This window comes from Neobacillus sp. BP17, assembly GCF_059579525.1.
Map to the genome: position 1 here is coordinate 5,236,004 of NZ_CM184198.1, position 26,299 is coordinate 5,262,302.

Consider the following 26,299-nt stretch of genomic DNA (forward strand, 5'->3'; position numbering starts at 1 on the left):
AAATAATGATTATCCTTTGGAGGCTCCACCTAAGCTAAAGCCTTGGGACATAAATCGTTGTGAAAACATATACAAGATGACTGAAGGCATCGTATAAATCAGCGAGAAAGCAGCAAGTTTTCCGTATTCAATCATTCCAAAGTTTCCGAAAAATTGAAAAATCGTTACAGAAGCAGGAAATTTATCCGGGGTCTGGATTAAGATGTACGGCACGAAAAAGTTCCCCCAGCTTCCGGAAAAGGTAAAGATGGCTACCGTGCATATGCCAGGAATCATTAAGGGGGCAACCACTTTCCTTAATCCTGCCCAGACGGATGCTCCATCGATCCACGCGGACTCTTCCAATTCCAATGGAACAGAATCCATAAAATTCTTCATCATCCAAATCGCATAGGGCAGCCCGGATGCAGTCAAAAACAAAATGGTCCCGATGAGAGAATCCTGCATGTTGATATAAATAAAGAGTTGATAGACAGGCACCATTACCGCAGTAATCGGCAAAGCGGTCATAAACAAAATGGTATACATAAATGGCTTTTTAAACTTCAAGGCATAACGTGAAAGTGGGTACGCTGCCATAACGGCAACAACTACAACCAGCACTGCCTGTCCTAATGAAATAAACAGCCCAATTCCAAAGGAACGAAGATTGGCAGGATCCGCCAAGATTGACGTAAAGTTGTCTACCGTAAAGGAGCTGGGCATTTTTAAAGCTTGCTGGGCATTTGGATCGAAGGATGCAAACAACACCCACAAAAGCGGTAAAAGAAACATGATTCCAAGGACTGTTAAAATAATGTATGGAACCAGTTTTTCAGTTTTATAACGGTTCACAGTAACTCCTCCTAAAGATTGACCTTCATAGAACGGATATAAATCAAGCTTGCACCGATACCGATGACGAGCAGGATGAGTGAAATCGCCGTTCCATAGCCAAGTTGATAATTGACAAATGCCTGGTTGTACATAAAAATAGGAAGAGTTTGTGTTGATGTTCCAGGCCCTCCGCCTGTCATAGAAAAAATCAAGGTAAAAACACCTAATGTTTGCAAGGTTACCAGAACCATATTGGTAACGATTGATCCTTTAACCATCGGCAGTACAATGCGGAACATGACTTGAAAACGAGAGGCTCCATCCATCATAGCTGCCTCTTCCACACTTTTCGGAACATCATCTAAGGCTGCTTGGAAAACGAGCATCGAAAAGGCCGTTCCGTGCCAAATATTCGCAACGACTACGCTAACCATCGGAAAGGTGTATAACCACGTAACCGGCTTTAAGCCTATATGCTGCAAAATTAAATTTAAGGTTCCGTTATCACTTAAGAATGCTACCCAGCAAAAAGCTACCACAATTTCAGGGGTTACCCAGCCGGCAAGAACAATGATGCCGATGATTCGACGAAACGTTTTGTTTTTCTCCTTCATAAGGACAGCCAAAATGAACCCTAAAACCTGCTGGCCAATAACGGCAGAAAAAAGCAAGAACACGATGGTTTTTACAACACTGATTCGGAAATTGGGATCTTCAAACATGGATAAAAAGTTTTGAAATCCTATAAACTGAATTTCCTTAGCCTCTGTTCCTGTTAACGCAAGATTCGTAAACGCAAAATAAAAAGTTAGTAATATAGGTCCAACAAAAAAGACAAGCAATAGGATCCATGCCGGCAATAAGAAGAGAACCGATTTTACAAGAGTATGATCCTTTCTCTTCTTCTCTTTTATGGCGACTGTTGGTGATACAACCGTATTTGTATTCATTTCACACCCCGGTCGATTATATTTAAAACAAAGGTTACCTTTTACAAAGAACAAAAAGGTAACCTTTATTTTACTTTTTGTGGATGATTATTTTTCAATCACATTGTCTTGACCGACAATTTTTGTCACATTTTTCTGATATTCCTTTGCAGCCTGCTCTGGAGTTAATTTTTCTGTTACAACGTCCTCGACAAGTGATTGAATTTGTGTGGATACAGTTGGATATTTATCAACGGCAGGACGGAATTGAGCAAATTTCAAAAATCCAGTCGCTTCCTTAAACATCGGAATTTCCTGATACGACTTCTCTTGTGCAACATCATCACGCGTTGTCAAATTTCTTTCTTTTGTTAGAAGTGACAGAGTGTGTTCCTTGCTTGAGGCAAATTCAATAAATTCCCATGCTTCATCTTTATGCTTTGAATTGTTTGGAATAGAGAGTGCCCATCCGCCGGACATCGTGATGGTTCCAGGTGCTTCCCCATTTTGGGTTGGCATCGCGGCAAATCCTAACGTCGTAAAGGCTTCAGGCCAAGGTACTGCGCCAGTCTCACCCCAGGTACCTGTCTGCCAGATTCCGTCTAAGCCAATGGCCAGCTTGCCTTTAGGCATTAATTGCTGATAGGCCACAGCACCTGCCTGTCCATTTAATACTTGAGAAAGATTTGGACCAAGCTTTTCCTTATAAATCGTATCTATAAATTTGAAGGTATCCGTAAGTCCTTGGCTCTTTACAATCCATTTTTTCGAATCGTTATCATAAAGAGGAGTTTTCGTTCCATAAAGCAACATTTCAAATGTTTGCATCGATGTTGCTTCCCCTGTTGCTTTTCCGGAGTTCATCCAAAACGGTGTCACATCAGGAAGCTTGTCTTTTATGGTTCTTGCGGCCTGCAGGATATCATCCCATGACTTAGGCTCCCACGGAACTGGAAGGCCCGCTTTCGTGAATAGATCCTTGTTATACCAAAGTCCTCGGGAGTCTGTGTTAAAAGGCACCCCATAAATCTTTCCGTCCTGCGCAATAACACCTTGCTTAACATTTTCGGTATAGTTGCTCCAATCACTCCAACCCTCGATCTTATCATCAAGCGGTGTCAAATAACCGGCGCTCGCATCTGAATTCACCATAAAGGTATCCTCTGTTACGATATCAGGCGCTGTATTTTTGGATTTCAGCATTAAGGCAATTTTTGCAAAATAATCCCCTTCCGAAACATTTAATGGTGCCAGCTGAATGTCAATTTTGGGGTTGTTCTTTTCATATTCCGGGATAATTTCTTTATTGAGCCAATCTGTAAACCCTTTGTTCGTTCCTCCACCAGATCGATATGTAATTTTAATGACTTCTTTATTACTGTCTTTTGTCGAAGCGCTTTGATTCGAGCATGCTGCACTTAACAATACACTTCCAGTGATAAGGGAAACAACTGCTAATCGCTTATACTTCTTCATTTTCATACACTCTCACCCATTCTCTCATTTATTGTTTTGAGCAAAAGAAAACGATTTCATAATTGAATATAAAAATGATGCCAATGCCCCAACCTAATTCATTCCTCCCTTGCCTTAATTTTCTAACTTTATATGTTGATAGGATAATTGATATATTTATATTAAGTCAATATATTTTTTGAATATTTACTATATTCTTAATAAAAAATGATATAAAAGTACTATAATTCGGTCATATCTTTTAATGATTTTCTTTCTTTTCCTAGAAAACGGACTAGTTGAACCGCCATAAAATTATATATTTTTTAATGCATTGTAATGAGTTGTATTATATAATATATTTAATATATCATTTGAACGAAATGAGGATTAACATGGAAATTCCATTATATGAAAAAATCTATATTAATTTATTAAATCAGATCGAGACCGGTAAAATACAACCAGGGGATCAAGTTCCCACAGAGAGAGAACTAGCGGACCAATTTCAAGTCAGTAGAATCACTTCGAAAAAGGCGCTTGATAAATTGGTGCAAATTGGGGCAATCGAGCGCATTAGAGGCAAAGGTTCCTATGTTTCTATGACCCTTCCTGATTTTGGAACAGTTGATTCAAAGAATCAGCTGGAACAAAGGGAACATCAGGATCAAGACGTGAATGGATTGATTGGTCTGATTATACCTGAGTTCTTTTCCGATAGTTTTGGAAGGATAATGCTGAATAATATTGAGAAACGCTGCTCTGAATTGAAGTTTAACCTGTTGGTCAAGTTGACATATGGCAGCCAAGAACAAGAAGAAGAAGCCATTCATTCCATGATTCAGCAGGGGGTAAAAGGGATTATTATTTGTCCAGTCCACGGGCAGCATTACACAGCAAACTTATTACGACTGGTACTTGAGGGATTTCCACTCGTCTTAATTGACAGATATTTAAAAGGAATTCAAGCTTGTGCCGTTTATACAAACAATAAGACAGCGACTCAGGAATTAACAGAGTTTTTGTTTTCCAAAGGACATAAGCATATTGCGTTTGTTTCCCCGCCAGAAGAATACACCTCATCAATTGAAGAGAGAATTCAAGGATTTATGACGGCATATTCGCAGAGGGAAATGGGAGTTAGTCCAAATTATTTATTAACGGATATTTTCTGTACCTTGCCGACATTTAGGCAATCAGAGCAGGTTTTTGAGGATGAGATGAAACTGCAGAAGTTTATCGAGGAAAATCCACAGGTGACCGCATTCATTGCTTGTGAGTATGAAATAGCATGTGTACTAGCGCAAGTACTTAAATCACTTGGAAAATCGGTTCCTAAAGATTATGCCATTGCTTGTTTCGACCATCCCGGACGGCTGTATAACGCTATGGTTTTCACTCACATTCAACAAGATGAAGAATTTATTGGCATAAAAACAGTAGAATTACTTTTTAAACAAATTCAAGGTGAGAATGTACCAATACAAAATATGATAGATTTCAAATTGGTTGAAGGTAATAGCGTATCAAATATAACCCTGCCTGCCCACGTTCGTTCCTAAGATGTGATTAGCTGTTTATTGAACACTCCATGTGTCCTTTATAGCGCGAAGTTTACATTTTTGTTCATATTTGAGGTGAAATTTCGCACCCAAACTCTATTAAGATAGTTATAAAGAACAATTATAATGTGTTTGGAGGAAACATCGTGAGTCGACTGTGGGTGGCTGTAGTGTTGGCACTTATATTAGTAACGGGCTGTTCATCAACTAAATCCAGTACAGCAATGGATGGGGAAGAAATCTATAAAGAAAGTTGTGCCGCTTGTCACGGCGATACATTACAAGGAGCTGTTGGCCCGGGATTAACAAATATGAAAGGTAAATATTCAGAAGCGGAAGTTCTGAATATTGTCAACGAAGGCACGAAAAAAATGCCTGGAAATCTATTAGATGCGGAAAAATCAGAGATTGTAACAAAATGGCTGATGGAAAATTAACCACAAAAAAACACCGGTTTTCGGTGTTTTTTTGTGGTATTTTTAAACCGATTATATCGTTGTTAGGTATTCATCTAATTGATCAAAGGTTCCAGCATATCCTTCCTGAGCCATCTCTTTTGAATCCTCGAAGGTTTTACTCTCTTCCACAGTCGGAGATACGGGTGCCACAATCATTTTAAGAGTTGTTTTTCCATTATCCTCGGTTAGCGTAATGGTATTCAGAGTTTCCATCGGCCAATTTGCGTCGAAGGGCGCACGTACAGTGTTACCTTCTTCATCAGAAAAGAAACTGGTGTAGACAATTTTCTCTGGTGCAATAATTTCACTGTATTCAAATTTAACCCACATTACGTCGCCGTCAGCAGGTTTCTGACTGTAGTGAAAGACACCGCCTGATCTGAAATCCGCTTTAGAAACCTCGAACGCCCATCCTTTTGGCCCCCACCAGTTCTTTAGGTGTTCTGATTCAGTTAATGCCTTAAAGACAAGTTCACGTGGGGCATTGAAAGTATGAGTAGTTTTGATTTGAGTTGACATTGTACTTCCTCCAGCAATTTCAGTATTTTTTCTTATTATACCCGTCAAGGAATACTTTTGATAAGTCTAAAGGGCAGGTTGAACAAGGCAATATTTGATAAAATTTATTAAACTGGATTCATACCAGGGGTGTTAAGAGTCATAATAGGGGGATTAAAAATGCTTCAGTTACTAAATAAGTCAGGTAATTTGGTTATTGTGTTACACGAAATCTATGGCATTAATCAACATATGGAGAGTTTTTGTCATTTAATATCAAAACAGGATTTTGATGTTATCTGTCCGAACTTATTAGAGCGCGAACATCCATTTGATTATTCTGAAGAGAAGACTGCCTACCATAATTTTATGGAGAATGTAGGGATTTCTGAAGCAGTACAGAAAATAAAGAATCTATTAATAGATATTAAAAATGATTACCAAAAAATATTTATTATTGGATTTAGTGTCGGGGCAACTGTTGCTTGGTTGTGTAGTGAGGAAGATGGTCTTGATGGCGTTGTTGCATACTATGGTTCGAGAATAAGGAATTACGAACAAATAGTTCCGTTATGTCCTACAATTTTATTCTTTCCACAAGAGGAACAATCCTTTAAAGTGGCTGAGTTAATTTCAATTTTAGATAAAAAGAATGTCGAGATACATAAATTTAATGGACAGCACGGATTTAGTGATCCATTCTCAACTAAATTTAATGAAAAGTCATACAAAAGCGCCTATAACGAAATGCTAAATTTTCTAAAGAGACATTAAAAAAGCACCGCAAACGCGATGCCATTTGTTGTACATATTTTCAAACATTTTAAAGAGTAAATGAAGGGTTTGTGACAGGTGTCAGAACCAATTAGGGATATCCCTTGGTTTTACGTCGACAAGCACAAGAATTAAACCCGAATCAGCTTGACAAGCTGCCCTGGCTGCAGTAAGGAAAGCAACGGCAAGTCCTCCTCCACAACCCTTCCGACCACATTGACTCGCTCATCGGCCGGGAGGTCATGAAGCGTGATTTGGACCTCTCCGCGATAGCGTCCATAGCGGTCATTATCTCGAGTAATCGTCCCCAGCGGCCGCTCAACCGTATTCCGAGCGGCGACTGATTCAGAACTTCTCGTATCCATAAGCCTTAGAACATCACGGGAAAAATCAGGGCGGAGCCGGAACTCACCTTCCTGGAAGCCTTCAACTCGGATCGAAACACGATGATGGCAGTCAAAATCGTTTAATTTTTGAAGAAGGTCCTCACTTACCTCCGGATCACCAATGTAGACATCCTCCACACCCGCGCGGAACAACTCCAGCGCAGCCCGATACGGATCAACTTCGCGATGCTCTTCCAAGGTTGGCAGCCCTTCATACAACGGGCCGCGTTTCTCACCATCACCTGGAATATACGCGCTTACCGGAATACCATACCTTTTAAAAAGCTCATTTTGCTCCTGAAAAAACGAATCCGATAATCCCGTTTCACGCCTTGGATAGAAATTATGCCAAGCCAGCAGCTGACTAGCCTCTAACCCGCCTTCTAACAGCGCCCGCACATCTTCCTCAAACAAAATGCTCGCATTAAGCGCGAGTTTGAATTCCTTCGCCAGACTCAAAATCGTCTCATTCGCAAAAAAGTCATCCAACCGCAAACCGATAACCCCTAAGGATTTTAACGAAAATAAACTATCCAATCCTAAATGGGCAGGCGTTCGAGCAGATACATCTGCATACACCTCGATACCAGCCTCTTTTGCTGCCTTAAGCAACTCACACGCACGGCCTGCTAAATCACCAGACTCTTCAGGGATGTGAAGCGAGGTAAATGCCCGCTTCACTCCCATTTTCCCAGCAGATCTAATCCGCGCTTCTGCTAAAGGGTCATTTAAATAAAAACTAATACCGATCAATCAAACTCACCGGCCATGTCATCATTGAAGCCGAATAAATAGGTGAACAAGAACCCAGCTCCATAAGAAATTAATACACCAAGCAGATACAGCAGGACTTGCCCAGTTACGACTAAAAATGCCAGCGGTAAACCAGAAACCCCCACCGCGATAGTTGCCACATGGAAGACAGCCTGGAACGCACCGCCGACACCTGCACCTAAGCAGGCAGTTAAGAATGGACGGCCTAATGGTAAGGTTACACCGAAGATAAGCGGTTCACCGATGCCGAGAATTCCTGCAGGAAGACCCCCGCCAATCGCTCTTTTTAAGCGAGTTTTCTTCGTCTTAGCGTAAATCGCAAACGCAGCTCCGACTTGTGCCGCACCACCCATCGCCAAGATTGGCAGAAGCGGGTCATTTCCAAGTGTATTAATTAACTCCAAGTGAATCGGTGTTAATCCTTGATGTAAACCAGTGACAACGAGCGGCAGGAAGGTGGCCCCAAGGACAAATCCAGCCACTACACCACCCACATCAAGCAGTGACGTTAATCCTTTTGTAATCGCATCTGACACAAAACCACCCAACGGCATAAAGACAAGATAAGTAACAATACCAGTAACCAATAAAGCAACCGTTGGTGTGATAAATAGATCAAGCGATTGTGGAACATAACGACGAACTCGTTTTTCAACTAGAGCAATAAAGATGGCGGCAAATAAAACTCCGATTAAACCGCCGCGTCCCGGAAGTAAAGCAGTATCAAACAATTTGATTCCTGCAACCGCAGGGTTAATGATTAAAATACCAGCAATCGCCCCGAGTGCGGGTGAACCACCGAATTCTTTCGCTGCGTTGGTACCAACTAAAATGCCAAGGTAACCAAATAAACCGCTGCCAATAACCGATAAAATAGTCGCCAGTTGGGAATCCGCTGCCAGCCAGCCCGCTTGGACAATCGCTTTGGTGATTCCTGTAATCAACCCGGACGCAACTAGAGCCGGAATTAACGGGATGAAAATACTAGAGATTTTTCGTAAAAACAATTTAAACGGTGTCGCATTCTTTTTGTTGATTTCCGCCTTTTTGCTGGCAGCCTTTTCTTTCAAATCAATCCCGCCAGCGTCTTCTATTAATTTACCAAACTCTTCTGTGACTCTATTTACTTTTCCAGGTCCAAGGATAATTTGGAGGGTTTCCTCCTCTACTACGCCCATGACTCCGTCAATTTTCTTAATGGCCGCTTGGTTGACAAGTGCGTCATCCTTTGGTGTCACACGAAGTCTTGTCATACAATGCGTGTAATTGCTAATATTCGCCGGGCCGCCTAGTTGTTCAAGAATCTTTTCTGCTAAAATTTTATTCTCTCCAGCCATTCTTGTTCCCCTTCTCTCCGTTGATTATTTTTTTAGTGAACTTATTTCCTTAAATCTACAAATGGAAAAGCGTTCACATCACCTCCCGAAAAGGACTATTTCCCATCTTTAATAAACCGGATCGCTTCTCTTGTTTTATCAATGGAATGAATCGTATCCTCATATTGGACGGTTGCCATCGACAAGAACAAAATATCCATGATATATAACTGCGCAAGGCGTGAAGAAGTAGCTGCACTTCGAAACGGAGCTTCTCCAGAGTACGCCGTAAACAAGTTAATATCAGCGAGAGCAGAGACAGTCGATTGCCCATATTTCGTTAAACTAATCGTTTTCACGCCGCGCTCTTTTGCAAGTGCCATAACTTTAATGACTTCAGGTGTTTCGCCTGAGTGGGAGATCCCAAACACGAGATCCTCCTTATTGGCATTGGCAATTAACGTGGCAACAAGATGTGTATCCGTAAAAGCGGTTGCATTTTTATGAACCCTAAGGAGCTTTTGCTGTGCGTCCTTTGCGATAATGCTTGAAGCCCCAATTCCAAAAAAATGAACATTTTGTGCAGCAGACAAGGTGTGAACAGCACGTTCCAATTCATCAAAATTAATCATTTCTTCCGAGTCGCGGATGCTTTGGATGCTATTGCTTGTTGTCTTCTGGGCGATGGAGAAAAACGATTCACCAGGCTCAATGTCACGGTACCCTTGCTCCACCGGTTTCACAAGATCGCCTGCAATTCTTACTTTTAAATCCTGAAATCCATTTAAGCCCAAAGATTTACACAGTCTTATCACAGCTGCACCACTTGTACTAGCCTTGGAACCGATGTCATGGACGGTACTGTTTAATATCACTTGAGGATTTTCAAGAATCAGTTCAGCAATTTTCCGCTCAGAAGCTGGAAGCTGTTCCAACATATTTTGAATCATTTTTAATCCGCCTGCTGCCACACCAAAGACCACCTTTTTTAGAATTACTCTTCTACATGTTGGATTGCCTTTTTCACATATCCATTTGCTTCTATTAATAATTGTTCTGCTTTTTGTTTCGACGTATTCGTCTTAATCATAACAATGGCCGTTTTGACTTGAAGATTGGAGGCTTCAAGTGTTTCCGACGCCTGTTCATAGGAAACCCCGGTAATTTTACGAATGATTCCAATCGCCCGTTCCTTTAATTTCTGGTTACTTACATGAACATCAACCATTAAATTCTCATAGGCTTTTCCTAAAAGAATCATCGAAGAAGTTGAAATCATGTTTAAAATCATCTTATGAGCGGTACCTGACTTCAATCGTGTCGAACCAGTCAGGACCTCTGGACCGACAATAACTTCAATTGCTTGGTCGGCTTCCTGACTAATTGCCGCATTTCTATTGCAAGAAAGGGCAACGGTTTTCGCTCCAATGCTTCGTGCATATCGAAGCCCCCCGATAACATAAGGTGTGCGTCCGCTAGCTGCAATACCAATGACCGTATCATCTTTCGTCAGCCCGATTTCCTTCAAATCGTTCACACCGAATTCCGGCTGATCCTCCGCTCCTTCAACTGCTTTCAAAAAGGCGCGGTCTCCTCCTGCGATAAGTCCTTGGACCATTTCAGGGTCTGTGCTAAAAGTGGGCGGGCATTCTACTGCATCGAGAACCCCTAATCTCCCGCTCGTGCCTGCACCACAATAAATCAGGCGTCCGCCGTTCTTAAAGGACTCAACCACAAATTGGACGGCTGCTTCAATATCCGGTAAAACATCCTTGACTGCTAGTGCGATTAGTTGATCCTGCTCATTCATAATTCGTAAGATGTCACTTGGACTTGCTGTATCTATCTGCATGGACTGCTCGTTGCGAGATTCAGTGGTTAATAATTCAAGATTTTCTGTCATGATCGTTGTCCTCCTGTAAGTCTTTTCTGAGGTGAAAACGGTTACCGTACGTTTATTATATTCCGTTTGAAATTTTATTTCAAGTAATTTATTAAAATAGTGAAATGGTATTTCAAAACACTATTTCACTCTGAGATGATCTAGGGTCTTATTCAAACAAGTAACGACGAATCGCCTTTGCGACCCCTGCCTCGTTATTATTTCCAGTCACCCGATCCGCTAATTGTCTCACCTTTTCAGGTGCATTTCCCATCGCAATTCCGAGGCCGGCAGCTGAGATCATCAGAGCATCATTAAAATTATCACCAATCGCTGCCGTTTGTGAGAGCGGGATTCCCAACTGCTCAGTAAGTTTAACCAGGGCAGATGCCTTTGTTACACCACTGGGGGTAATTTCTAAATTGATAAAATTAAAACTGCTGCTAATTTCCATTTCCACTGCCTGTTCCTTAAGACGCCGGGTAAACTCCGGGAGCTTATTCCCATCATCAAATACAGCAATTTTTGTAATGCTCCGCTCCTGCTCCTTCAGGTACTGGTAAAAGTCATCGACGACCTTCACCTGACATTTCTCCCGAACCCTCTGGCAATGTTGAGGTTCTCCCCCAGATGCTTCCAGGGTGGGGATGTTATTTTCAATCCATTTCTCATTCCATTTAGTCAACTCAGGGACGAGGAGTATATCCCCCTCATAAAAATGCGCATAGATGCCCTCCGTCTCACATATTTCCCAAAAGGTCATCAGTGACTCATATGGAAAAACGGATTGCTCGCGGATTTCGCCATTCGCATCCAGCAGAATCGCCCCATTATAGGCAATAATCGGCTCACCACTAAGCCCAATTGTCCGGGCAATCCATTGCGTGGATAGCGGGGAGCGTCCGCTGCAAATGACGACCTTGCCACCTCGCTTGCGGTACTCATGAATCGCCTCGATTGTTTCCACATCAATCTCTTTTTGATCATTTAATAACGTGCCATCTAAGTCTGTTGCTAGTAGTCGATACTTCACTATGTAATCCTCCTCTGTAATATCATTGTATTTTATATTTTTAATAATATTATTGAAATTAAATTTCAATATTACATTGTATCAATTTTTCGGGCGGGTTTTGTTCAATTTTTAAGATGATTTGTTCAATCCAACAAGCTTTTGTGCAATTTCCAAGCCGTTTAGTACAAAAATCCAGTGTTTTTGTACATTTTTACAATATATGGAATTTTAAAAGTAGAATTAAAGCCTACAATTCAATAAAAAAGGCCAATAGGCTTGGTTGCAAGTTCTAGATAATTAATAGAATTTAAACGAATTATTCATAGTTTGTTCATTATTTGGAGGTAAGATAAGTACATGAAGAGGACAAGCACTTACCTTTCTCTTTTTCAAAAACCCCCTTTAATATATTCTGTTTGGATCTGGCACTCGGCCGGATCTATTTTTTTTGGAGGGAATCATTATCTGAAATTTTCGAATAATTTTATTTTTACTTTTGATGTTATTATGAAATAATTTGTCGAAATATGCGAGACGTTTAGTACCAAGCAGTTAGAAATCTCTATTTAAATGCATTGATATACCAATATCATTTACTTTTTTGCTAATATTTTTACTATTAAATTCGGTGTTCACATGAAAAATCCACTATGTTACTATCAAAATGGGCTTGGAATTGTATTATCATTAGAAGACGAAAAAGATGGGAATCAAGTCATCATGCCTTCCAAACCAAAGGCAGTAAAAAATAATTTTACGAGGTGTATGATGAAAACAATGGAACGAACTCAAAAGGAAAATATGGAACTTTTAAAGGAAATCGTTCAACTTAAAACAACACTGAGCGAAATATGTAAGCAAGATGGACCAAGCAGCTCAGAATACATCAATCTTTCTATCAAACTTAATACACTTATGCATAAATATTTTGAGGAAAAAGCAGAAATTCTCGTTAGCATTTAATAGGTTTGAATTAAAGTTTTGACGGGATCCCATGACTCTCGCCAAAAGGGACAGCAAAAATATGCTGTCCCCTTTTTTATACCTATTTTTGGTCCAATCTCTCAAGAATCCTTCTTTTCCGGTAAAGCATAATTCCCGTCTCCGCAAGGTCGTTAATCATCGAGCGATTGGTAAATGCTCCAAAAACCATCCCAGCGATAGGCACCATCTGAAACAACTTTTTCCATCCAAACTGGTCCCTGTATGTATATACCACTTCACGCCAGCCCTGCAGCTGCGACATCATTTCACTGGACTCGCTCCCTTGCTGATAATAGCTAGAAAGCTCATTCAGAATCGCTCGTTTACCAACAATATCTGCCGATGAAAACTGCAGACATTTGATCATAAAAATACGTTCGCTTTTCTCATTGGGATCATACCCATGGAGGATGGCGATTTCCTGTAGTGTTTTTAAGGAGATACCCATTAACGCCGGAACATCAAGTGCAAGGGTAAAAATCCCGCCAATTCCTGTGCTTGCTCCTTGGATGGCCGCAAACTTCTTCCGTTGCCCGGTCAGCTCCTGACTCAACTTATCCATAGTAGCTAACGGGATATCCTCAATATCCGATACCTGCGTGATGGGCCGGCCCGTTTCTTTTTCAATTTTTTCAAAGAGATTATGTTCTTTCATTAAATAGCTGCCGCCATTCTGAATATAGGAGCCGATTTCTTCTAGCAAATTGCCAACTTTGTTATGGATGAATTGGGGAGTTATTTTATCAAGAATCTTAAATGGAAGTCTGCCTAGTCGATCCCAAATCCACAGATCGCTCTGATCATTTTCCCACTTCTCAATGACCTTTAGTTCGTTCAACAAATCTTCTCGTGTTTCCATGTAATGCGGTCACCCTCGTTCGTTTATTTATGAATACATACGTATGAGATGGGGAAAGGTTTCACAGCTGATACTTTGGGGATAGTCATAATCAACCAGAATACTGCGACTTAATTCATTATTATTCCCATTTTCCCACCCCTAATTCCTAGGAGTTCCGACACATTTTGACAATAGCAACGGAAAACCGACGACTTTCGAACACTTTTATCGTATGATATGAACAACTGATTGTGATAGTTTGGAGGTTTATGAATGCGATTGAAAAAAAGGAAACGAAAACTTAGAAAATGGGTAAAGGTGACCGGCACAATCCTTCTACTACTGTTAATTGGCGGCGGAATCTATGGATCCACTGTCTATAAATCTTTCAAAAATGCTGTTGCTGCGATGCATCAGCCGATGGAACGTGAAAAATCCGAAAAACGTGAGGAACCCGTTTCGCTTAAGGAAAAAGATCCTTTTTCGGTTTTAATGCTTGGTGTGGACGAGCGAGAAGGAGACTCGGGCCGCTCTGACACCATGATTGTATTAACCGTTAATCCCAACAATAATTCCGTAAAAATGCTAAGCATTCCACGCGATACTCGAACTGAAATAATTGGAAAAGGGACGGAGGATAAAATTAACCACGCCTACGCCTTTGGAGGGATCCCCATGGCGCTGGATACCGTCGAAAACTTTCTGGATATACCAATTGACTATTATATAGAGGTTAATATGAAAGGCTTCACGGGGATGGTCGATGCCGTTGGCGGTATAACGGTCAATAATGACTTAGATTTCACCCAAGATGGATACCATTTTCCTGAAGGAGAATTGACGCTAAACGGTAAAAAAGCATTAAGCTATACAAGAATGAGGAAACAAGACCCTCGAGGCGACTTTGGCCGGCAAATAAGACAGCGTCAAATTATTGAAGGGGTAATTAAAGAAGGAGCAAGTTTATCCAGCTTAACTAAGTTTTCCGGTATATTTGCCGTCCTTGGCAAAAATGTAAAAACAAACCTGACGTTTGATCAAATGGTCGCTATTCAAAAAGGTTATAAACATGTTGGATCATCCATTGAGCAAATGGAGATAGAAGAAGAAGGAACAAGAATCGATAACATTTATTATGGATTGGTTTCAGAAGAAGAAATTCAACGGGTTCAAAAGGAATTAAAGTCAGAACTAGAAATTAAGTAAATAAAAGCTGAATGGAGATTTTCTCCATTCAGCTTTTTTTAGAGTTACCAAACCTTTGCAAATGTTAAACCTCTAACGTTTCTAATACCGCTTCAAGCATCGTTCCATTTTTGGCATAATTCGTATGCCAAGAAAAAGCTTTTTCTAAAACATGAGGAGTTTGCCCGCCTCTTGTTAGTGCTTCCTGGTAATAGGCTCGCAGCTGATCGCGATACATTGGATGCGCACAATTCTCAATAATCTTCTCCACCCTTTCCCTTGGTGCCAATCCTCTTAGGTCAGCATATCCTTGTTCGGTGACGATCACATCAACATCGTGTTCAGTATGGTCTACATGAGAGACAAAAGGCACAATGCTTGAAATATTACCGGCTTTTGCAATGGATTTAGTGACAAAGATAGCTAGACGGGCATTTCTTGCAAAATCTCCAGAACCACCTATACCGTTCATCATTCTTGCACCTGAAACATGAGTGGAATTGATATTTCCGTAGATATCCAATTCTAAAGCCGTATTTATGGAGATTAATCCCAGACGGCGAATGATTTCGGGATGATTCGAAATTTCCTGCGGGCGCATCATTAATTTATTACGATACTGTTCAAAATTGGAAAATACCTGCTGGTGTTTTGCTTCAGATAGCGTGATGGAGCAACAAGAAGCAAAGCGTACTTTTCCAGCATCCATTAGATCAAACACCGCATCCTGTAACACCTCCGAATAGACTTCCAAATCTTCAAACTCTGAATCTAACATTCCATGCAGCACAGCATTAGCCACCGAACCAATACCCGATTGTATTGGCGCTAGACGTTCCGTTAATCTGCCTGTCTTTACCTCTTTTCGAAGAAAATCTATTAAATGCTGTGCCATGATCTCCGTATCTTCATCTGGTGGAACAATTGTCGATGGCGAATCAAGCTGGTCTGTAAACACAATCCCCTTTACTTTTTCAACATCAATCGGAATGCCAATCATTCCAATTCGATCATCAGGTTTAACGAGCGGAATAGGAAGCCTTGATCCTTGTTTTCCAGGTTCATATAAATCATGCAATCCCTCTAGCTGTGGAGATTGAGCCATATTGATCTCAATAATAATAGACTTGGCATTTAAGGCAAACGATAAGGAATTTCCAATCGAAGTGGTTGGAATCACCATTCCATCCTCCGTTACTGCAACCGCTTCCAAAATAGCGACATCTATATTCAGTACATCGGACCGAATCAACTCTGCTGTGTGGGACAAATGCTGATCAACAAATAAAAAGTCACCCTGATTGATTCCTCTTCTCATAGTGGCATCGGCTTGGAAAGGCAATCTTTTTCCTAAAATCCCCGCTTCAGCAAATAATTTATCAACATCGGACCCTAAGGAGGCTCCTGTATAGACATTGACTTTAAACCATTCATCATCCTTTACTCGGTTGACCAACGCCACTGGTACCGCTTTCACATCACCTGCACGTGTAAACCCACTTAAACCCAACGTCATTCCGTTTTCAATCCAGGCAGCCGCTTCTTCAGCAGTAACCACTCGATCTCTTAGACGAGAATCTCTTATTCGCTCCACATATTTCTCCATAAACAAATCCCTCGCTTCGTAAATAAGTATTATCATCATTTTACCTATTTACATCATCAAGATAGGAAATTATGGAGTATGATACGAAATATTCTGATAAAACAGCAAATTTAAGCTCTAAAGCAGAGATATCTAGAATCCTAGAAGTTTTCGAAAATAACTAGAGTAGGACTGGCTAACGGGTACCCGCTCACCATTATCCATAGAGAGCAAAAAGGTCGAATGAGTATCAGGATGAATCTCTTTAATATGATTAACATTCACAATAAATGAGCGATGGCATCTAATAAAGGAATCCTTCGGAAGCAGATATTCAAATTCTTGAAGGGAGTATTTATGAGTGCCTGACACCACTTCTGAATAAACACTCGTCTTCTTATCTTTGGATTCTAAATAAACGACCTTTGAAAAAGGAATGGGAATCCAGCCATCCAATGTTTTCACGGTAACGACCGATTTCCCATCTGTTAAAGCAGGATAAATCGCTGTTACACACCCCTCAAGCTGTCCATTATGTAAAAATGGCACCGCCATTCCATGGTAAGGAATACCAAAAACATCCCGGTTAATAAACTCAGAGACCTTTTGACCCGTCACCAATGCATTATGGGCAATCGTCCCTTCCTTTACAGGGTCGCCAGGGCTAATTTTCAAATCAATTCTTTTACTTGGCCGATAGTAGATATATTCTTGTGTATTCGAAACCGCAATGGAAATTTCATCTGAAAATAATTCACCGATGGTCTCAAGCAGCGACCCTAAAGTTATATCTTTCATACGATTAACACCTCATTCATTATTATACTACTATCGTGAACACCAAGTTGAACTGAATTGGATTTTTAAAAAAAAGTGACTCAAAAACTTGTTGTCCAAGTCTCTGAGTCACTTCTTTCCGTTATAGATGGATTTGATAATGCAGCGTCGACCTTACTGCACCTGGTCCTTTGATCAGCTGCTTGAAGAATTCTTCTACTTTTTCCCCCAAGCCAACTTCATACAAATCTATTCCAAAAATTCTTTGGTTGGAAAGAATTGGGCGTAAATGAGCACCGACTGAATTTACGTTACCAAATTCTACATTTTTCAGATAGAACTGCAAATCTTCTAAAAGAGGATCCGGACTAATGTTCATTTCTTTCCCCGCATCGTTTATGCCCAACAGATAGCGGCACCAAGCAGCAATCGTTAATGGGATAAATGATAAATCATTGACATCTAGGTCTTCTCTTTCTAGATATAATTTAATCGTTTCCCCAAAGCGAATTCCCAGCTTCTGCGACGTATCAGACGCAATTCGCTGTGGTGTATCGGGAATATTAGGATTTGGAAAACGGACTTCAATGACTTCTTTAATAAATTCCATTGGATCAATAATTCCAGGGTCAGTGACAACTTTCATCCCTTCATCATAGCCGATTTTTTCTACTAATGCTTTTAAATCAGCATCCTTCATTTCATCCGCAATCGAGGTATACTCAAGTAAGCAGCCAAAGATCGCTAAGGCGGTATGAAGGGGATTTAAACAGGTACACACTTTCATTCGTTCGACAAGGTCGACTACTACTTGGTCGGTAAAGTAGACGCCTGCTTTTTCTAACGCCGGTCTTCCGTTTGGAAAACGGTCCTCAATTACGAGGTATTCAGATTCCTCGGTATTCACAAATGGAGCCACGAGCGACCCATTTTTTCTTTTTGGAATGAGTTCGGCACTGCCAAATCCGATGTCTTTTAACTTTTCTTGTACGGTTACAGAAGGAAGCGGGGTAATCTTATCGATCATACTCCAAGGGAAGGTGATTTTCGATTCATCATTCAAATAATCGATAAATCCCTGCTCAACCACACCATTTTCCTTCCATATCGAAGCAACCGTCATAATAGCCTCTTTCAGCTTATCTCCATTATGGGAGAAATTATCTGTACTTACGAGTGCTAACGGAGCTTTTCCACAATTGTATCTCTCATGTAAAAGCGATGCCAGCAAAATCATCGTATGTTGACTCGGCTTATCCTGTCCCTGCTCGATTTCTTCACGAAGCGACGCTCGAATCTCCCCATTCATATCCTTTAAGTCATACCCTTTTTCGGTGATCGAAAGGGAAATGAATTGCAGGGATGGATGACTTGCCACTTCTTTTAAACGCTCCCAAGAAGATGGACCGTTATAGGTTGCAATACTTTCAGCCACACTTGCGATTACTTCCATATCTAATGAGCCATCCGCTTTCATGATAACATCGAGGCTTAAATTATCATAAGGTTGATAGATTTTTTGAATCAAGGCATCATCGGAGGTGGAAGCTACAATGATCCCTTTATTGGTTTCATTCTGCTCAATCAAATGCTGCTGTAACACAGAATGGAACGCTCTAAAAAGATTTCCACCGCCGAAATGTAACCAGATCGGTTCCTTTTTCGTTTCTTCCCAAACTTCTTCAAAATTAAAGGCGGGAGTCTTAATCCCGATCTTTTCAAATTGATCCTTATTGGTTTTTAGCTGGGCTTTTTCTAGTAATAGCAATGCGGTTCCTCCTTCTTCCTTTATTACGGCATCGGCACCAGTGAAGACTTGAGCTGAAAATCAAAGTATTTAAGTGCGTTGTTATAGGAAATATCCTGGACAAATTGACCTAACCATTCTATATCATTTGGGTATTCTCCATTTTCAACCCAATTACCGACGATATTACAAAGGATTCTTCTAAAGTATTCATGGCGGCTGTATGATAAAAAGCTGCGCGAATCGGTCAACATGCCGATAAATCGGGATAATAATCCAAGATTACCAAGGATTTTCATTTGAGCAACCATACCATCCATATGATCGTTAAACCACCAGGCCGAACCAAACTGTACTTTAGATGGGATTCCGCCTTCTTGGAAATTACCAGCCATCGCTGCCAGCACTTCATTATCTTTCGGATTCAAGCCATAGAGAATCGTTTTTGGAAGCTGCTGATCTTGATCAAGCTCATCCAACAATCGCGAGAGAGGAACAGCAATGGGCTCGTCCCGGAAAGAGTCAACACCGACATTCAGCCCAATCGCACGGAACAGACGTGTGTTGGCACTTCGCAATGCTCCAATATGGTATTGCATAACCCATCCCCGCTTGTGATAAGCCGTACCAAGTCTTACAAGTAACTGCGTTAGAAATTGATTATTTTCCTTCAATGAGATCGGCTCGTTATTCAAAGCCTTTTCCACAATGGCATCGAGTTCTTGTTCCGTTGCTTTTTCATAGACAACGGTCTCAATACTGTGATCGGATAATTTGCAGCCAACTTCCGCAAAATAATCCATTCGACTTTCTAAGGCATTGATTAGCTGGGTGAAATCAGTAATCTCAATCCCAGTCAGTTTGCCTAGCTTACCTACATAATCCGCCCATGGCTGCGTCTGTTGAATTGCCATGACAATGTCCGGCCGAAATGCCGGTAAAACCGTGGTAGAAAAATCGGCATCCTCTTGTAACAACTTATGATAACGCAAATCATCAATCGGATCGTCAGTTGTCCCGATTAACGCCACATTTGATTGCTCGATTAAACTTCTTGCTGAGAAATTTGGGCTCTGGATCTTCTCATTACAGGTTTCCCAAATTTCTTTGGCCGTCGACCCTTTTAAGACGGTATCGACATTAAAATATTGTTTCAACTCCAAATGAGTCCAATGATAGAGCGGGTTTCCCATCAATTTTTCAACGGTTTCAGCCCATTTGAAAAATTTTTCGTAATCCTCCGCTTCACCCGTAATGTAGTATTCTTCCACTCCATTGGCTCTCATCGCCCGCCATTTATAATGGTCGCCGCCCAGCCATAATTCGGTGATATTTTTATATCTTTTATTTTCATAGATTTCGCTTGGATCTAAGTGACAATGATAATCATAGATTGGCATTTTAGCAGCAAAGTCATGATAGAGCACTTTTGCTGTTTCTGATTGAAGCAAGAAATCTTTGTCCATAAATGCTTTCATTTGATTCGCCCCTCTTCTTAATTCGCTTTTGTACGAGGATAGTCAGCTGGTGTGCGGCCGCCCCATAGCTTTTCATATTTATAACCTGTAAGTGCTTCGACCACTTCTTTTGTTTTCGGATTCACATCTTCTTTACGTCCATTGTTTTTCAAACGGCTAATTTCATCCACAAGAATTCCATGTGTTTCTTTATTTAATTTAAAGGTAAAAGCAGTAATTAATGCAACAAGAAGTAGTCCAACCACCCCAATTAGCATGATACCTATGATTGTATGAACCGCACCTTCTGGTTGTGTTGTTGCTTTTTGAACAAAACCGCCAGCCTCCAAGATGGCCCCAACTAAGAAAGTCGCCAGGGCAACAGAAGACTTTCTAAAGAAGGTCATAACAGATGCAAAGATCCCTTCGCGGCGTTGTTTCGTAATCATTTCGTCTACATCAGGAATAAATGGGAATACGTTCCAAGGTACGAATTCTAACATACTTCTTCCAATTTGGTAGACAAATGAGATAATTCCTAACGTAATAATTAAGTTACTTGGATGGAAGTAATAGACAGCCCCGTATCCAAATACACAAAGGATCATCGTTGAATAAGAAATTTTTGCTAAATTAGCCGGCCCAATCTTGATCATTAAAAATCCATAAATAATCGCGCCAGGAAGTCCGATAATACTAAAGGAAAGTAAATTGGCCGCAACTTCTGACATACTATGTAATGCATACACACAGTAAAAAACAAACACAGCGTTAAAGGCATCTTTAGCGGTCATCGAGCAAATATAGATCAGTAAATGTTTGCGGAAACTTTTTACTTTAAACGTAGAAGCAAAATCAACAAGCGTTTTGGAAACAGCTTTTACATTTTCAGCAACACTCTTCTTCTCTTTCTTTTGTGTCGCAAATTGCGCCATCTCTTCTGGAGAAACCTCTCTTTCCCATGTGGAGCGGAAAGAAATATAAATACAAACAGCAAAGATGACAGCAAATAGGGCACCGTTAACCAAGAATGCCATCGGATTATCTTGTCCTAATACTCCAAATAATTGACCTGGAATAAAGGTGGCCAAAAATGTACCTGTACCTGATATAAACATTCTTGCCGTTGATAATTTCGTTCTCTTATTAAAATCTGTTGTCATTTCTGAAGGCAGTGTTTCCCAGGGGATTAAGATCATAGCTGCGATGATTTCAAAAGCTAAAAACGTCAGAAGGTAATAAAAATAGTTCATGCCTGTTACCCAAAGTAACACGTAAACAAGCATTAACGGGGCGCCCAACAGTAAGAAAAATCTGCGCCGTCCATATTTTCTACCCAATTTAAATTTAAAAAAGTTATCCGAAAAGCTTCCCATGAATAAACTGACGACGGCATCCACGATCCGGGCAATCGCGATAATGGATGCCGCTTGAACCGGTGACAAGCCAGCAAACGTGGTGAAGAAGAATAGCAGCCAAGCCCCAATAATGGTAAAGGCTCCTCCACCCATCATATCGGTTAAACCAAAGCCAATACTAGTTTTTAGCGAAATTTCCTTATTCTTTCTAGGCATGATAACGCCTCCCTATAATTATGAGATTTATAAAACAGAACCAGGTAAAACGCTTTCACCAACAATATAAGAAAAGGAACGATTTCGGTCATGTTCCTTCCTTACTTCTCGATAGACTACGAAGCTTAAACCGTTTGCATTGTTTTCTTAAGTGCTGCTCCATTTTTCAATAACACATTTGTATCCCAAGCACCTTGTAAATACATGGCGCCTAACGCACGATCATATAGGCCATATCCCGGTCTGCATACTTCATCCCAAATATGTCTGCCATGGTCGGGGCGAATATATCCATCAAATCCATTTTCATAGAGGGCATTTACGATGCCTGTAATAGGTAAGGAACCAGCTTCAACGCGGTGGGCGGATTCAATAAAACTGCCATCCTCAAAATGTTTTACATTGCGAATATGGGCAAAGGCGATCCGATCGGCAAAAGAGTTGACAATATCCACCAAATCATTCGCAAGATTTCCGCCTAACGAACCAGAGCAGAAAGTTAACCCATTGGCTGGACTATCCACTGCACGTAACAGCCGCCCAATATCCTCTTTGTTTTTGACAATCCGTGGTAAACCAAAAATAGAGAATGGCGGATCATCCGGATGAATGGCCATCTTAATTCCACATTCTTCTGCCACCGGACAAACTTCCTTTAAGAAGTAAGTTAAGTTTTCTAATAAATCCACTTCAGTAATATCCTTATATAAATCAAAGAGACGCTGTAAATCTGTTAATCTTTCAGGCTCCCAACCTGGAAGGGTGAAGTCTTTTTGGTTTTCTTCCATATTCTTTACGACTTGTTCTGGTGTTAATGCGAGAACTTTTTGGGCATCGAAGAATAAGGCGGTGCTTCCATCTTCCATCTCTTTAAATAAGTCGGTCCGGAACCAATCAAAGACTGGCATAAAGTTATAGCATACGACCTTCACGCCGAATTGGCTTAAATTTTTCAGGGTTTGTTTATACGTCTGAATATAGTGGTCTCTTGTAGGCAAACCAAGTTTAATATCTTCATGAATATTAACACTCTCAACCACTTCGGTATTGAATTCGTACTCTTTTGCTTGCTTTACTACTTCTTCAATTCTTTCAACCGGCCAAACCTCTCCTACGGGCACATCATGCAGCGCCCAAACGACCCCTTTGATTCCTGGAATCTGGCGGATTTGTTTTAACGTAATGGAGTCATTGCCCTCTCCGTACCAACGAAATGTCATTTGCATGTTGTTCTCTCCCTTGTGAGCGCTTTCCCGCTTCTCAAAAAATAAATATGCTCTCTATTCTTGTGTATAAAAATATTCTGGAAATGCTTGAAGTAAAATGTCTTTCTCCGATAACATCAGTCGCAAATGTTCCTTCATAAGCGCTTCTGCTTTTTCTTTATTTTTTTCTGAAATGGCTTGATAAATTTCTTTGTGATGCGCCAGTAATAAATCCCAGTCCAAATTTTTTGTATCGATGATTCGTAACATTCTAAACCGATTGAGATGACCGGCCATGTTTTGAATCATTCGCCAGGTGCGTTCTTTTCCACAAGCGATAAATAGCTCCTTATGGAAATTTTCATCCAAATTGGTAAATTTTTCAATTTGTTGTTTCTCTATATGATTACTTACAAGATGCTCTTGCATTTTCAAGTTGACTTCTAAATTAAAAGCAGATTCTTCCGAAACGTGTTCACAGCATAATCCGACAATATTTGTCTCAATGACCTCGCGAACAAATCGTGCCTCTTCGGCAAGCTCCAAATTAATTAGCGAGACGAAGGTGCCACTTTGCGGGATGATGGTTAACAATTCTTCCTGGGCTAATTTTAAAAAGGCTTCTCTGATCGGCGTCCGACTGACATTCAATCGGTCCGATATCGTCTTTTCAGAGATTTTTGTACCAGGAATTAATTTTAATCTTAATATTTCTGCTTTTATTTCTTCATACGCAAATTCTTTTGCATTTACGGTGTTGTTTGCCATTCGTTATCCTCTTCTCTTTTCTATACTGCACATAGTATATCAAATGAGAATTATAAGATGTACCTCCTTTTCAGGTATTACCGACATATTAATATACTAATATGGTAGTTATGAGCTCATTATAAAGCGCCCTCCATTTTTTTGCAAGCGTTTTCTGTAGTTATTCAATGGAGCGGTAACTTTTGCAAATGATTTAGATTGGTAGATTTCGTTAATTTAGTGAGGTACGGTGCGGCGCGGCCCCTATTCGTTACCGTTTACCACCTTTTATTACTTGGACGGGCACAATTAACGGCTATTCGTTTCCGTCTACTACCTTTTTTAACTTGGATGGGCACGATTAGATGCTATTCGTTACCGTCTACCACCTTTTTTACCTTGGATGGGCATAATTAGCTGCTATTCGTTACTGTCTACCATCTTTTTTAACCTTGACGGACACAATTAGCTATTATCGGTTTACATGTACAATCTATTAGTCCTAAATTCTCCTCCAAATAGTAGTCATAAGAATATTTTACAATGATTATAAAATGTTAAAATATAAATAGAAGAAATTTACAACACATTTAAATGACTCACCTCAACTAGGCTGAAACCTTCTATCTATCAAAATCGTTATAAATAGTAAAACCTGAAATGGATTGTGGGGATATGGATGAAGACGAAAAATAAGCTGGTGCGGATGTCGAAGGTCCTTTCTTTGGCCTTTGGCATTTTCTTGAAAATTTATTGGTATAAGATTCGCAGAAAACCGAAAGCGGAGTGGGAAAAACTCTGGGGGACCATCGGAGAACGGTTTCGCCAGACTCTATTTGATTTAGAAGGCTTGCTCATCAAACTGGGACAAATCCTCAGCACACGTGCCGATTTGCTGCCACCTGCCTTTATCAGTCAAATCGAAGACATGACCGATAAAGTCCCCCCTTCGGATTGGAGCGAGATTCAGGAAATTTTAGAAAAGGAATGGGGACACTTGTATCAGCAACACTTCCAATCGATTGAAAAAACGGCGATCGCTTCGGCATCAATTGGCGAAGTGTATAAGGGCCTGCTACTTGATGGCACCGAAGTGGCCATCAAAGTTAAACGCCCGCATATTGATTCCATTGTCGACACCGATTTTCGGATTCTAAGTATTGTGATGTGGTTTGTGGACCACTTAGTCCCTCTTCCGAAGGGTTTTATGAATTTTAAAGTTCTTTTTAAAGAGGTAAAGCAAGTGATTGTACACGAACTGGATTATTCCCTGGAACTGAACACCATCCTGAGCTTTAAAGAGCGCTTCAAGGAGATGGATACCGTCCATATTCCGTCAGTGTATGCAGAATTGAGTACCGCAAATGTGCTGGTCATGGAATGGGTTGAAGGATTACGGCTGACCAATAACGACGCCATCGACCAATTACCCGTGAGCCGCCAGGAACTAGCTCAACGGCTGATGAAGGTCTTTCTCCCTCAATGGATGGAGCCTGGCCCCTTCCATGCCGATCCCCATCCCGGCAACGTTCTGGTCTCAAAGGAAGGGAAAATCATTTTACTAGACTTCGGAATGGTCGGAGAACTTTCGAAAAAGGATGCCGGTTATTTCCAAGGATTAATTGAAAGCTTTCTCGCTAAAAATTATCCGAAAGCTGTGGATTGCTTATTTCATTTAGGCGTGCTGCTTCCAGAAGCTGAATCCAGAACGATTGAACGGATCTTAGCGGAATTCATCACCTTCCAGCCAGCTCAATTAAAAGAAATGGATCTTCTTGCTTTTAAGATGGAAATCAATGATATGATTCAAGCGCTGCCCATTCAAATACCAACCAGATTTGTCTTTTTAGGCCGTTCCGTTGTCACGATTGAAGGAATAATCCGTAACTTAGCGCCAGAGGCAGAGATCTTAGAGTTAGGAAAACCTGTGATTATGGAGTGGTTAAACAAGCAAGGGAATAATAAATGGCTGTTCGTCTGGCAATGGCTCCAATCACAGCCAATCTTCAAAATCTTTCACTCCATAACCGAATTCCTGAATGCCCCGCAAAAATTGGAGCAGTTAAAGGAAGTCGAACAGCGCAGGCAATTCCAATTCACCATCTATGAAAATACGAAAAAGCAATTATTCCAGTTAACCCTCTTCGGGATGACAGGCATAGCCGCCGGACTCTATACCTCATACGACCTCATCTGGCAGCTGTCCGCAGGAGTCACTGCAGTCTCGCTTACAGGGTATATCGTTTGCAGTTATAAATTGAAGAAATGGATGAAATATATGCATGAGAAACGGAGAGTTTAAATTTAGGGGAGACCACAGGGAAGGTTCTGG

General features: G+C 40.7%; 23 protein-coding genes. 6 read left to right on the forward strand and 17 right to left on the reverse strand.

Going from position 1 to position 26,299, the window contains the following annotated elements; all coding sequences use genetic code 11:
- Positions 1-9: 9 nt before the first annotated feature.
- From AC4QJR_RS25565 to AC4QJR_RS25575, 3 genes are all read right to left on the reverse strand, one after another.
- Positions 10-774, reverse strand: coding sequence for a carbohydrate ABC transporter permease (locus AC4QJR_RS25565; protein ID WP_496526746.1), 765 nt, complete (start codon positions 772-774; stop codon positions 10-12).
- Positions 775-845: 71 nt separating this feature from the next.
- Entirely contained in the window at positions 846-1,766 is a 921-nt protein-coding gene (locus AC4QJR_RS25570; protein WP_098573954.1) for a carbohydrate ABC transporter permease, read from the reverse strand.
- An 87-nt stretch (positions 1,767-1,853) separates the two neighbouring features.
- Positions 1,854-3,221: an extracellular solute-binding protein gene (locus AC4QJR_RS25575; protein WP_496524640.1), complete on the reverse strand. Its 1,368-nt coding sequence runs from the start codon at positions 3,219-3,221 to the stop codon at positions 1,854-1,856.
- A gap of 374 nt (positions 3,222-3,595) precedes the next feature.
- Here AC4QJR_RS25575 and AC4QJR_RS25580 point away from each other — a divergent pair, with 374 nt between their 5' ends.
- Both AC4QJR_RS25580 and AC4QJR_RS25585 read left to right on the forward strand, forming a co-directional pair.
- The gene (locus AC4QJR_RS25580) at positions 3,596-4,762 is read left to right on the forward strand and encodes a GntR family transcriptional regulator (protein WP_496524641.1); all 1,167 of its coding nucleotides are present in this window, start codon (positions 3,596-3,598) and stop codon (positions 4,760-4,762) included.
- A gap of 146 nt (positions 4,763-4,908) precedes the next feature.
- Positions 4,909-5,199, forward strand: coding sequence for a c-type cytochrome (locus AC4QJR_RS25585; protein WP_251461253.1), 291 nt, complete (start codon positions 4,909-4,911; stop codon positions 5,197-5,199).
- Between the two features lie 51 nt (positions 5,200-5,250).
- Here the strand turns inward: AC4QJR_RS25585 and AC4QJR_RS25590 are convergent, their stop codons facing one another.
- A complete protein-coding gene (locus tag AC4QJR_RS25590) occupies positions 5,251-5,739 on the reverse strand; it encodes an SRPBCC domain-containing protein (protein WP_496524642.1) in 489 nt (162 codons plus the stop codon).
- A gap of 159 nt (positions 5,740-5,898) precedes the next feature.
- On the opposite strand from AC4QJR_RS25590, the gene AC4QJR_RS25595 reads away from it, so the two are divergent.
- Positions 5,899-6,492, forward strand: coding sequence for a dienelactone hydrolase family protein (locus AC4QJR_RS25595; protein ID WP_496524643.1), 594 nt, complete (start codon positions 5,899-5,901; stop codon positions 6,490-6,492).
- A 131-nt stretch (positions 6,493-6,623) separates the two neighbouring features.
- On the opposite strand, the gene AC4QJR_RS25600 is transcribed toward AC4QJR_RS25595, so the two are convergent.
- From AC4QJR_RS25600 to AC4QJR_RS25620, 5 genes are all read right to left on the reverse strand, one after another.
- Positions 6,624-7,631, reverse strand: a complete 1,008-nt coding sequence (locus AC4QJR_RS25600; RefSeq protein WP_496524644.1) for a MupG family TIM beta-alpha barrel fold protein — start codon at positions 7,629-7,631, stop codon at positions 6,624-6,626.
- Complete coding sequence (locus tag AC4QJR_RS25605) at positions 7,628-8,989, reverse strand: PTS transporter subunit EIIC (RefSeq protein ID WP_251461257.1); 1,362 nt, start codon at positions 8,987-8,989, stop codon at positions 7,628-7,630. The genes AC4QJR_RS25600 and AC4QJR_RS25605 overlap by 4 nt, the downstream gene beginning before the upstream one ends.
- Before the next feature lie 95 nt (positions 8,990-9,084).
- Positions 9,085-9,939, reverse strand: a complete 855-nt coding sequence (locus tag AC4QJR_RS25610) for a MurR/RpiR family transcriptional regulator (protein ID WP_098573942.1) — start codon at positions 9,937-9,939, stop codon at positions 9,085-9,087.
- A gap of 23 nt (positions 9,940-9,962) precedes the next feature.
- Positions 9,963-10,871 carry an N-acetylmuramic acid 6-phosphate etherase gene (gene murQ / locus AC4QJR_RS25615; protein ID WP_496524645.1) on the reverse strand — a complete coding sequence of 303 codons (909 nt, stop codon included), beginning with the start codon at positions 10,869-10,871 and terminating at the stop codon, positions 9,963-9,965.
- A 148-nt stretch (positions 10,872-11,019) separates the two neighbouring features.
- Entirely contained in the window at positions 11,020-11,883 is an 864-nt protein-coding gene (locus AC4QJR_RS25620; protein WP_496524646.1) for an HAD family hydrolase, read from the reverse strand.
- 618 nt (positions 11,884-12,501) lie between these two features.
- Between AC4QJR_RS25620 and AC4QJR_RS25625 the strand changes: the two genes are divergently transcribed.
- On the forward strand, positions 12,502-12,828 hold the full coding sequence (locus AC4QJR_RS25625) for a hypothetical protein (protein ID WP_098573937.1): 327 nt from the start codon (positions 12,502-12,504) through the stop codon (positions 12,826-12,828).
- Positions 12,829-12,910: 82 nt separating this feature from the next.
- Here the strand turns inward: AC4QJR_RS25625 and AC4QJR_RS25630 are convergent, their stop codons facing one another.
- Positions 12,911-13,708 (reverse strand): EcsC family protein, encoded by a 798-nt coding sequence (locus AC4QJR_RS25630; protein WP_496524647.1) that lies wholly within the window; start codon positions 13,706-13,708, stop codon positions 12,911-12,913.
- Between the two features lie 255 nt (positions 13,709-13,963).
- On the opposite strand from AC4QJR_RS25630, the gene tagU reads away from it, so the two are divergent.
- Positions 13,964-14,896: a polyisoprenyl-teichoic acid--peptidoglycan teichoic acid transferase TagU gene (gene tagU, locus AC4QJR_RS25635; protein ID WP_098573933.1), complete on the forward strand. Its 933-nt coding sequence runs from the start codon at positions 13,964-13,966 to the stop codon at positions 14,894-14,896.
- Between the two features lie 64 nt (positions 14,897-14,960).
- Here the strand turns inward: tagU and scpC are convergent, their stop codons facing one another.
- The 7 genes from scpC to AC4QJR_RS25670 form a co-directional block, all read right to left on the reverse strand.
- The gene (gene scpC, locus AC4QJR_RS25640) at positions 14,961-16,481 is read right to left on the reverse strand and encodes a succinyl-CoA:acetate CoA-transferase ScpC (protein ID WP_098573931.1); all 1,521 of its coding nucleotides are present in this window, start codon (positions 16,479-16,481) and stop codon (positions 14,961-14,963) included.
- Between the two features lie 132 nt (positions 16,482-16,613).
- Positions 16,614-17,258 (reverse strand): LytTR family DNA-binding domain-containing protein, encoded by a 645-nt coding sequence (locus tag AC4QJR_RS25645; RefSeq protein WP_496524648.1) that lies wholly within the window; start codon positions 17,256-17,258, stop codon positions 16,614-16,616.
- 121 nt (positions 17,259-17,379) lie between these two features.
- A complete protein-coding gene (locus tag AC4QJR_RS25650; protein ID WP_496524649.1) occupies positions 17,380-19,005 on the reverse strand; it encodes a mannitol dehydrogenase family protein in 1,626 nt (541 codons plus the stop codon).
- 23 nt (positions 19,006-19,028) lie between these two features.
- Positions 19,029-20,462, reverse strand: coding sequence for a glucuronate isomerase (gene uxaC / locus AC4QJR_RS25655; protein WP_496524650.1), 1,434 nt, complete (start codon positions 20,460-20,462; stop codon positions 19,029-19,031).
- A 17-nt stretch (positions 20,463-20,479) separates the two neighbouring features.
- Positions 20,480-22,015, reverse strand: a complete 1,536-nt coding sequence (locus tag AC4QJR_RS25660; RefSeq protein ID WP_496524651.1) for an MFS transporter — start codon at positions 22,013-22,015, stop codon at positions 20,480-20,482.
- A gap of 125 nt (positions 22,016-22,140) precedes the next feature.
- A complete protein-coding gene (gene uxuA, locus AC4QJR_RS25665) occupies positions 22,141-23,241 on the reverse strand; it encodes a mannonate dehydratase (protein ID WP_496524652.1) in 1,101 nt (366 codons plus the stop codon).
- A gap of 54 nt (positions 23,242-23,295) precedes the next feature.
- Complete coding sequence (locus AC4QJR_RS25670) at positions 23,296-23,988, reverse strand: GntR family transcriptional regulator (protein WP_496524653.1); 693 nt, start codon at positions 23,986-23,988, stop codon at positions 23,296-23,298.
- Between the two features lie 658 nt (positions 23,989-24,646).
- Here AC4QJR_RS25670 and AC4QJR_RS25675 point away from each other — a divergent pair.
- The gene (locus AC4QJR_RS25675) at positions 24,647-26,269 is read left to right on the forward strand and encodes an ABC1 kinase family protein (RefSeq protein ID WP_496524654.1); all 1,623 of its coding nucleotides are present in this window, start codon (positions 24,647-24,649) and stop codon (positions 26,267-26,269) included.
- Positions 26,270-26,299: the final 30 nt, after the last annotated feature.

Bases quoted from the DNA above. Each gene is read 5' to 3' on its own strand.
- AC4QJR_RS25565 (WP_496526746.1), bottom strand. From the start codon at position 774: ATGTTTCTTTTACCGCTTTTGTGGGTGTTGTTTGCATCCTTCGATCCA.
- AC4QJR_RS25570 (WP_098573954.1), bottom strand. From the start codon at position 1,766: ATGAATACAAATACGGTTGTATCACCAACAGTCGCCATAAAAGAGAAG.
- AC4QJR_RS25575 (WP_496524640.1), bottom strand. From the start codon at position 3,221: ATGAAGAAGTATAAGCGATTAGCAGTTGTTTCCCTTATCACTGGAAGT.
- AC4QJR_RS25580 (WP_496524641.1), top strand. From the start codon at position 3,596: ATGGAAATTCCATTATATGAAAAAATCTATATTAATTTATTAAATCAG.
- AC4QJR_RS25590 (WP_496524642.1), bottom strand. From the start codon at position 5,739: ATGTCAACTCAAATCAAAACTACTCATACTTTCAATGCCCCACGTGAA.
- AC4QJR_RS25595 (WP_496524643.1), top strand. From the start codon at position 5,899: ATGCTTCAGTTACTAAATAAGTCAGGTAATTTGGTTATTGTGTTACAC.
- AC4QJR_RS25605 (WP_251461257.1), bottom strand. From the start codon at position 8,989: ATGGCTGGAGAGAATAAAATTTTAGCAGAAAAGATTCTTGAACAACTA.
- murQ (WP_496524645.1), bottom strand. From the start codon at position 10,871: ATGACAGAAAATCTTGAATTATTAACCACTGAATCTCGCAACGAGCAG.
- AC4QJR_RS25625 (WP_098573937.1), top strand. From the start codon at position 12,502: ATGAAAAATCCACTATGTTACTATCAAAATGGGCTTGGAATTGTATTA.
- AC4QJR_RS25630 (WP_496524647.1), bottom strand. From the start codon at position 13,708: ATGGAAACACGAGAAGATTTGTTGAACGAACTAAAGGTCATTGAGAAG.
- tagU (WP_098573933.1), top strand. From the start codon at position 13,964: ATGCGATTGAAAAAAAGGAAACGAAAACTTAGAAAATGGGTAAAGGTG.
- scpC (WP_098573931.1), bottom strand. From the start codon at position 16,481: ATGGAGAAATATGTGGAGCGAATAAGAGATTCTCGTCTAAGAGATCGA.
- AC4QJR_RS25645 (WP_496524648.1), bottom strand. From the start codon at position 17,258: ATGAAAGATATAACTTTAGGGTCGCTGCTTGAGACCATCGGTGAATTA.
- uxaC (WP_496524650.1), bottom strand. From the start codon at position 20,462: ATGAAAGCATTTATGGACAAAGATTTCTTGCTTCAATCAGAAACAGCA.
- AC4QJR_RS25660 (WP_496524651.1), bottom strand. From the start codon at position 22,015: ATGCCTAGAAAGAATAAGGAAATTTCGCTAAAAACTAGTATTGGCTTT.
- uxuA (WP_496524652.1), bottom strand. From the start codon at position 23,241: ATGCAAATGACATTTCGTTGGTACGGAGAGGGCAATGACTCCATTACG.
- AC4QJR_RS25670 (WP_496524653.1), bottom strand. From the start codon at position 23,988: ATGGCAAACAACACCGTAAATGCAAAAGAATTTGCGTATGAAGAAATA.
- AC4QJR_RS25675 (WP_496524654.1), top strand. From the start codon at position 24,647: ATGAAGACGAAAAATAAGCTGGTGCGGATGTCGAAGGTCCTTTCTTTG.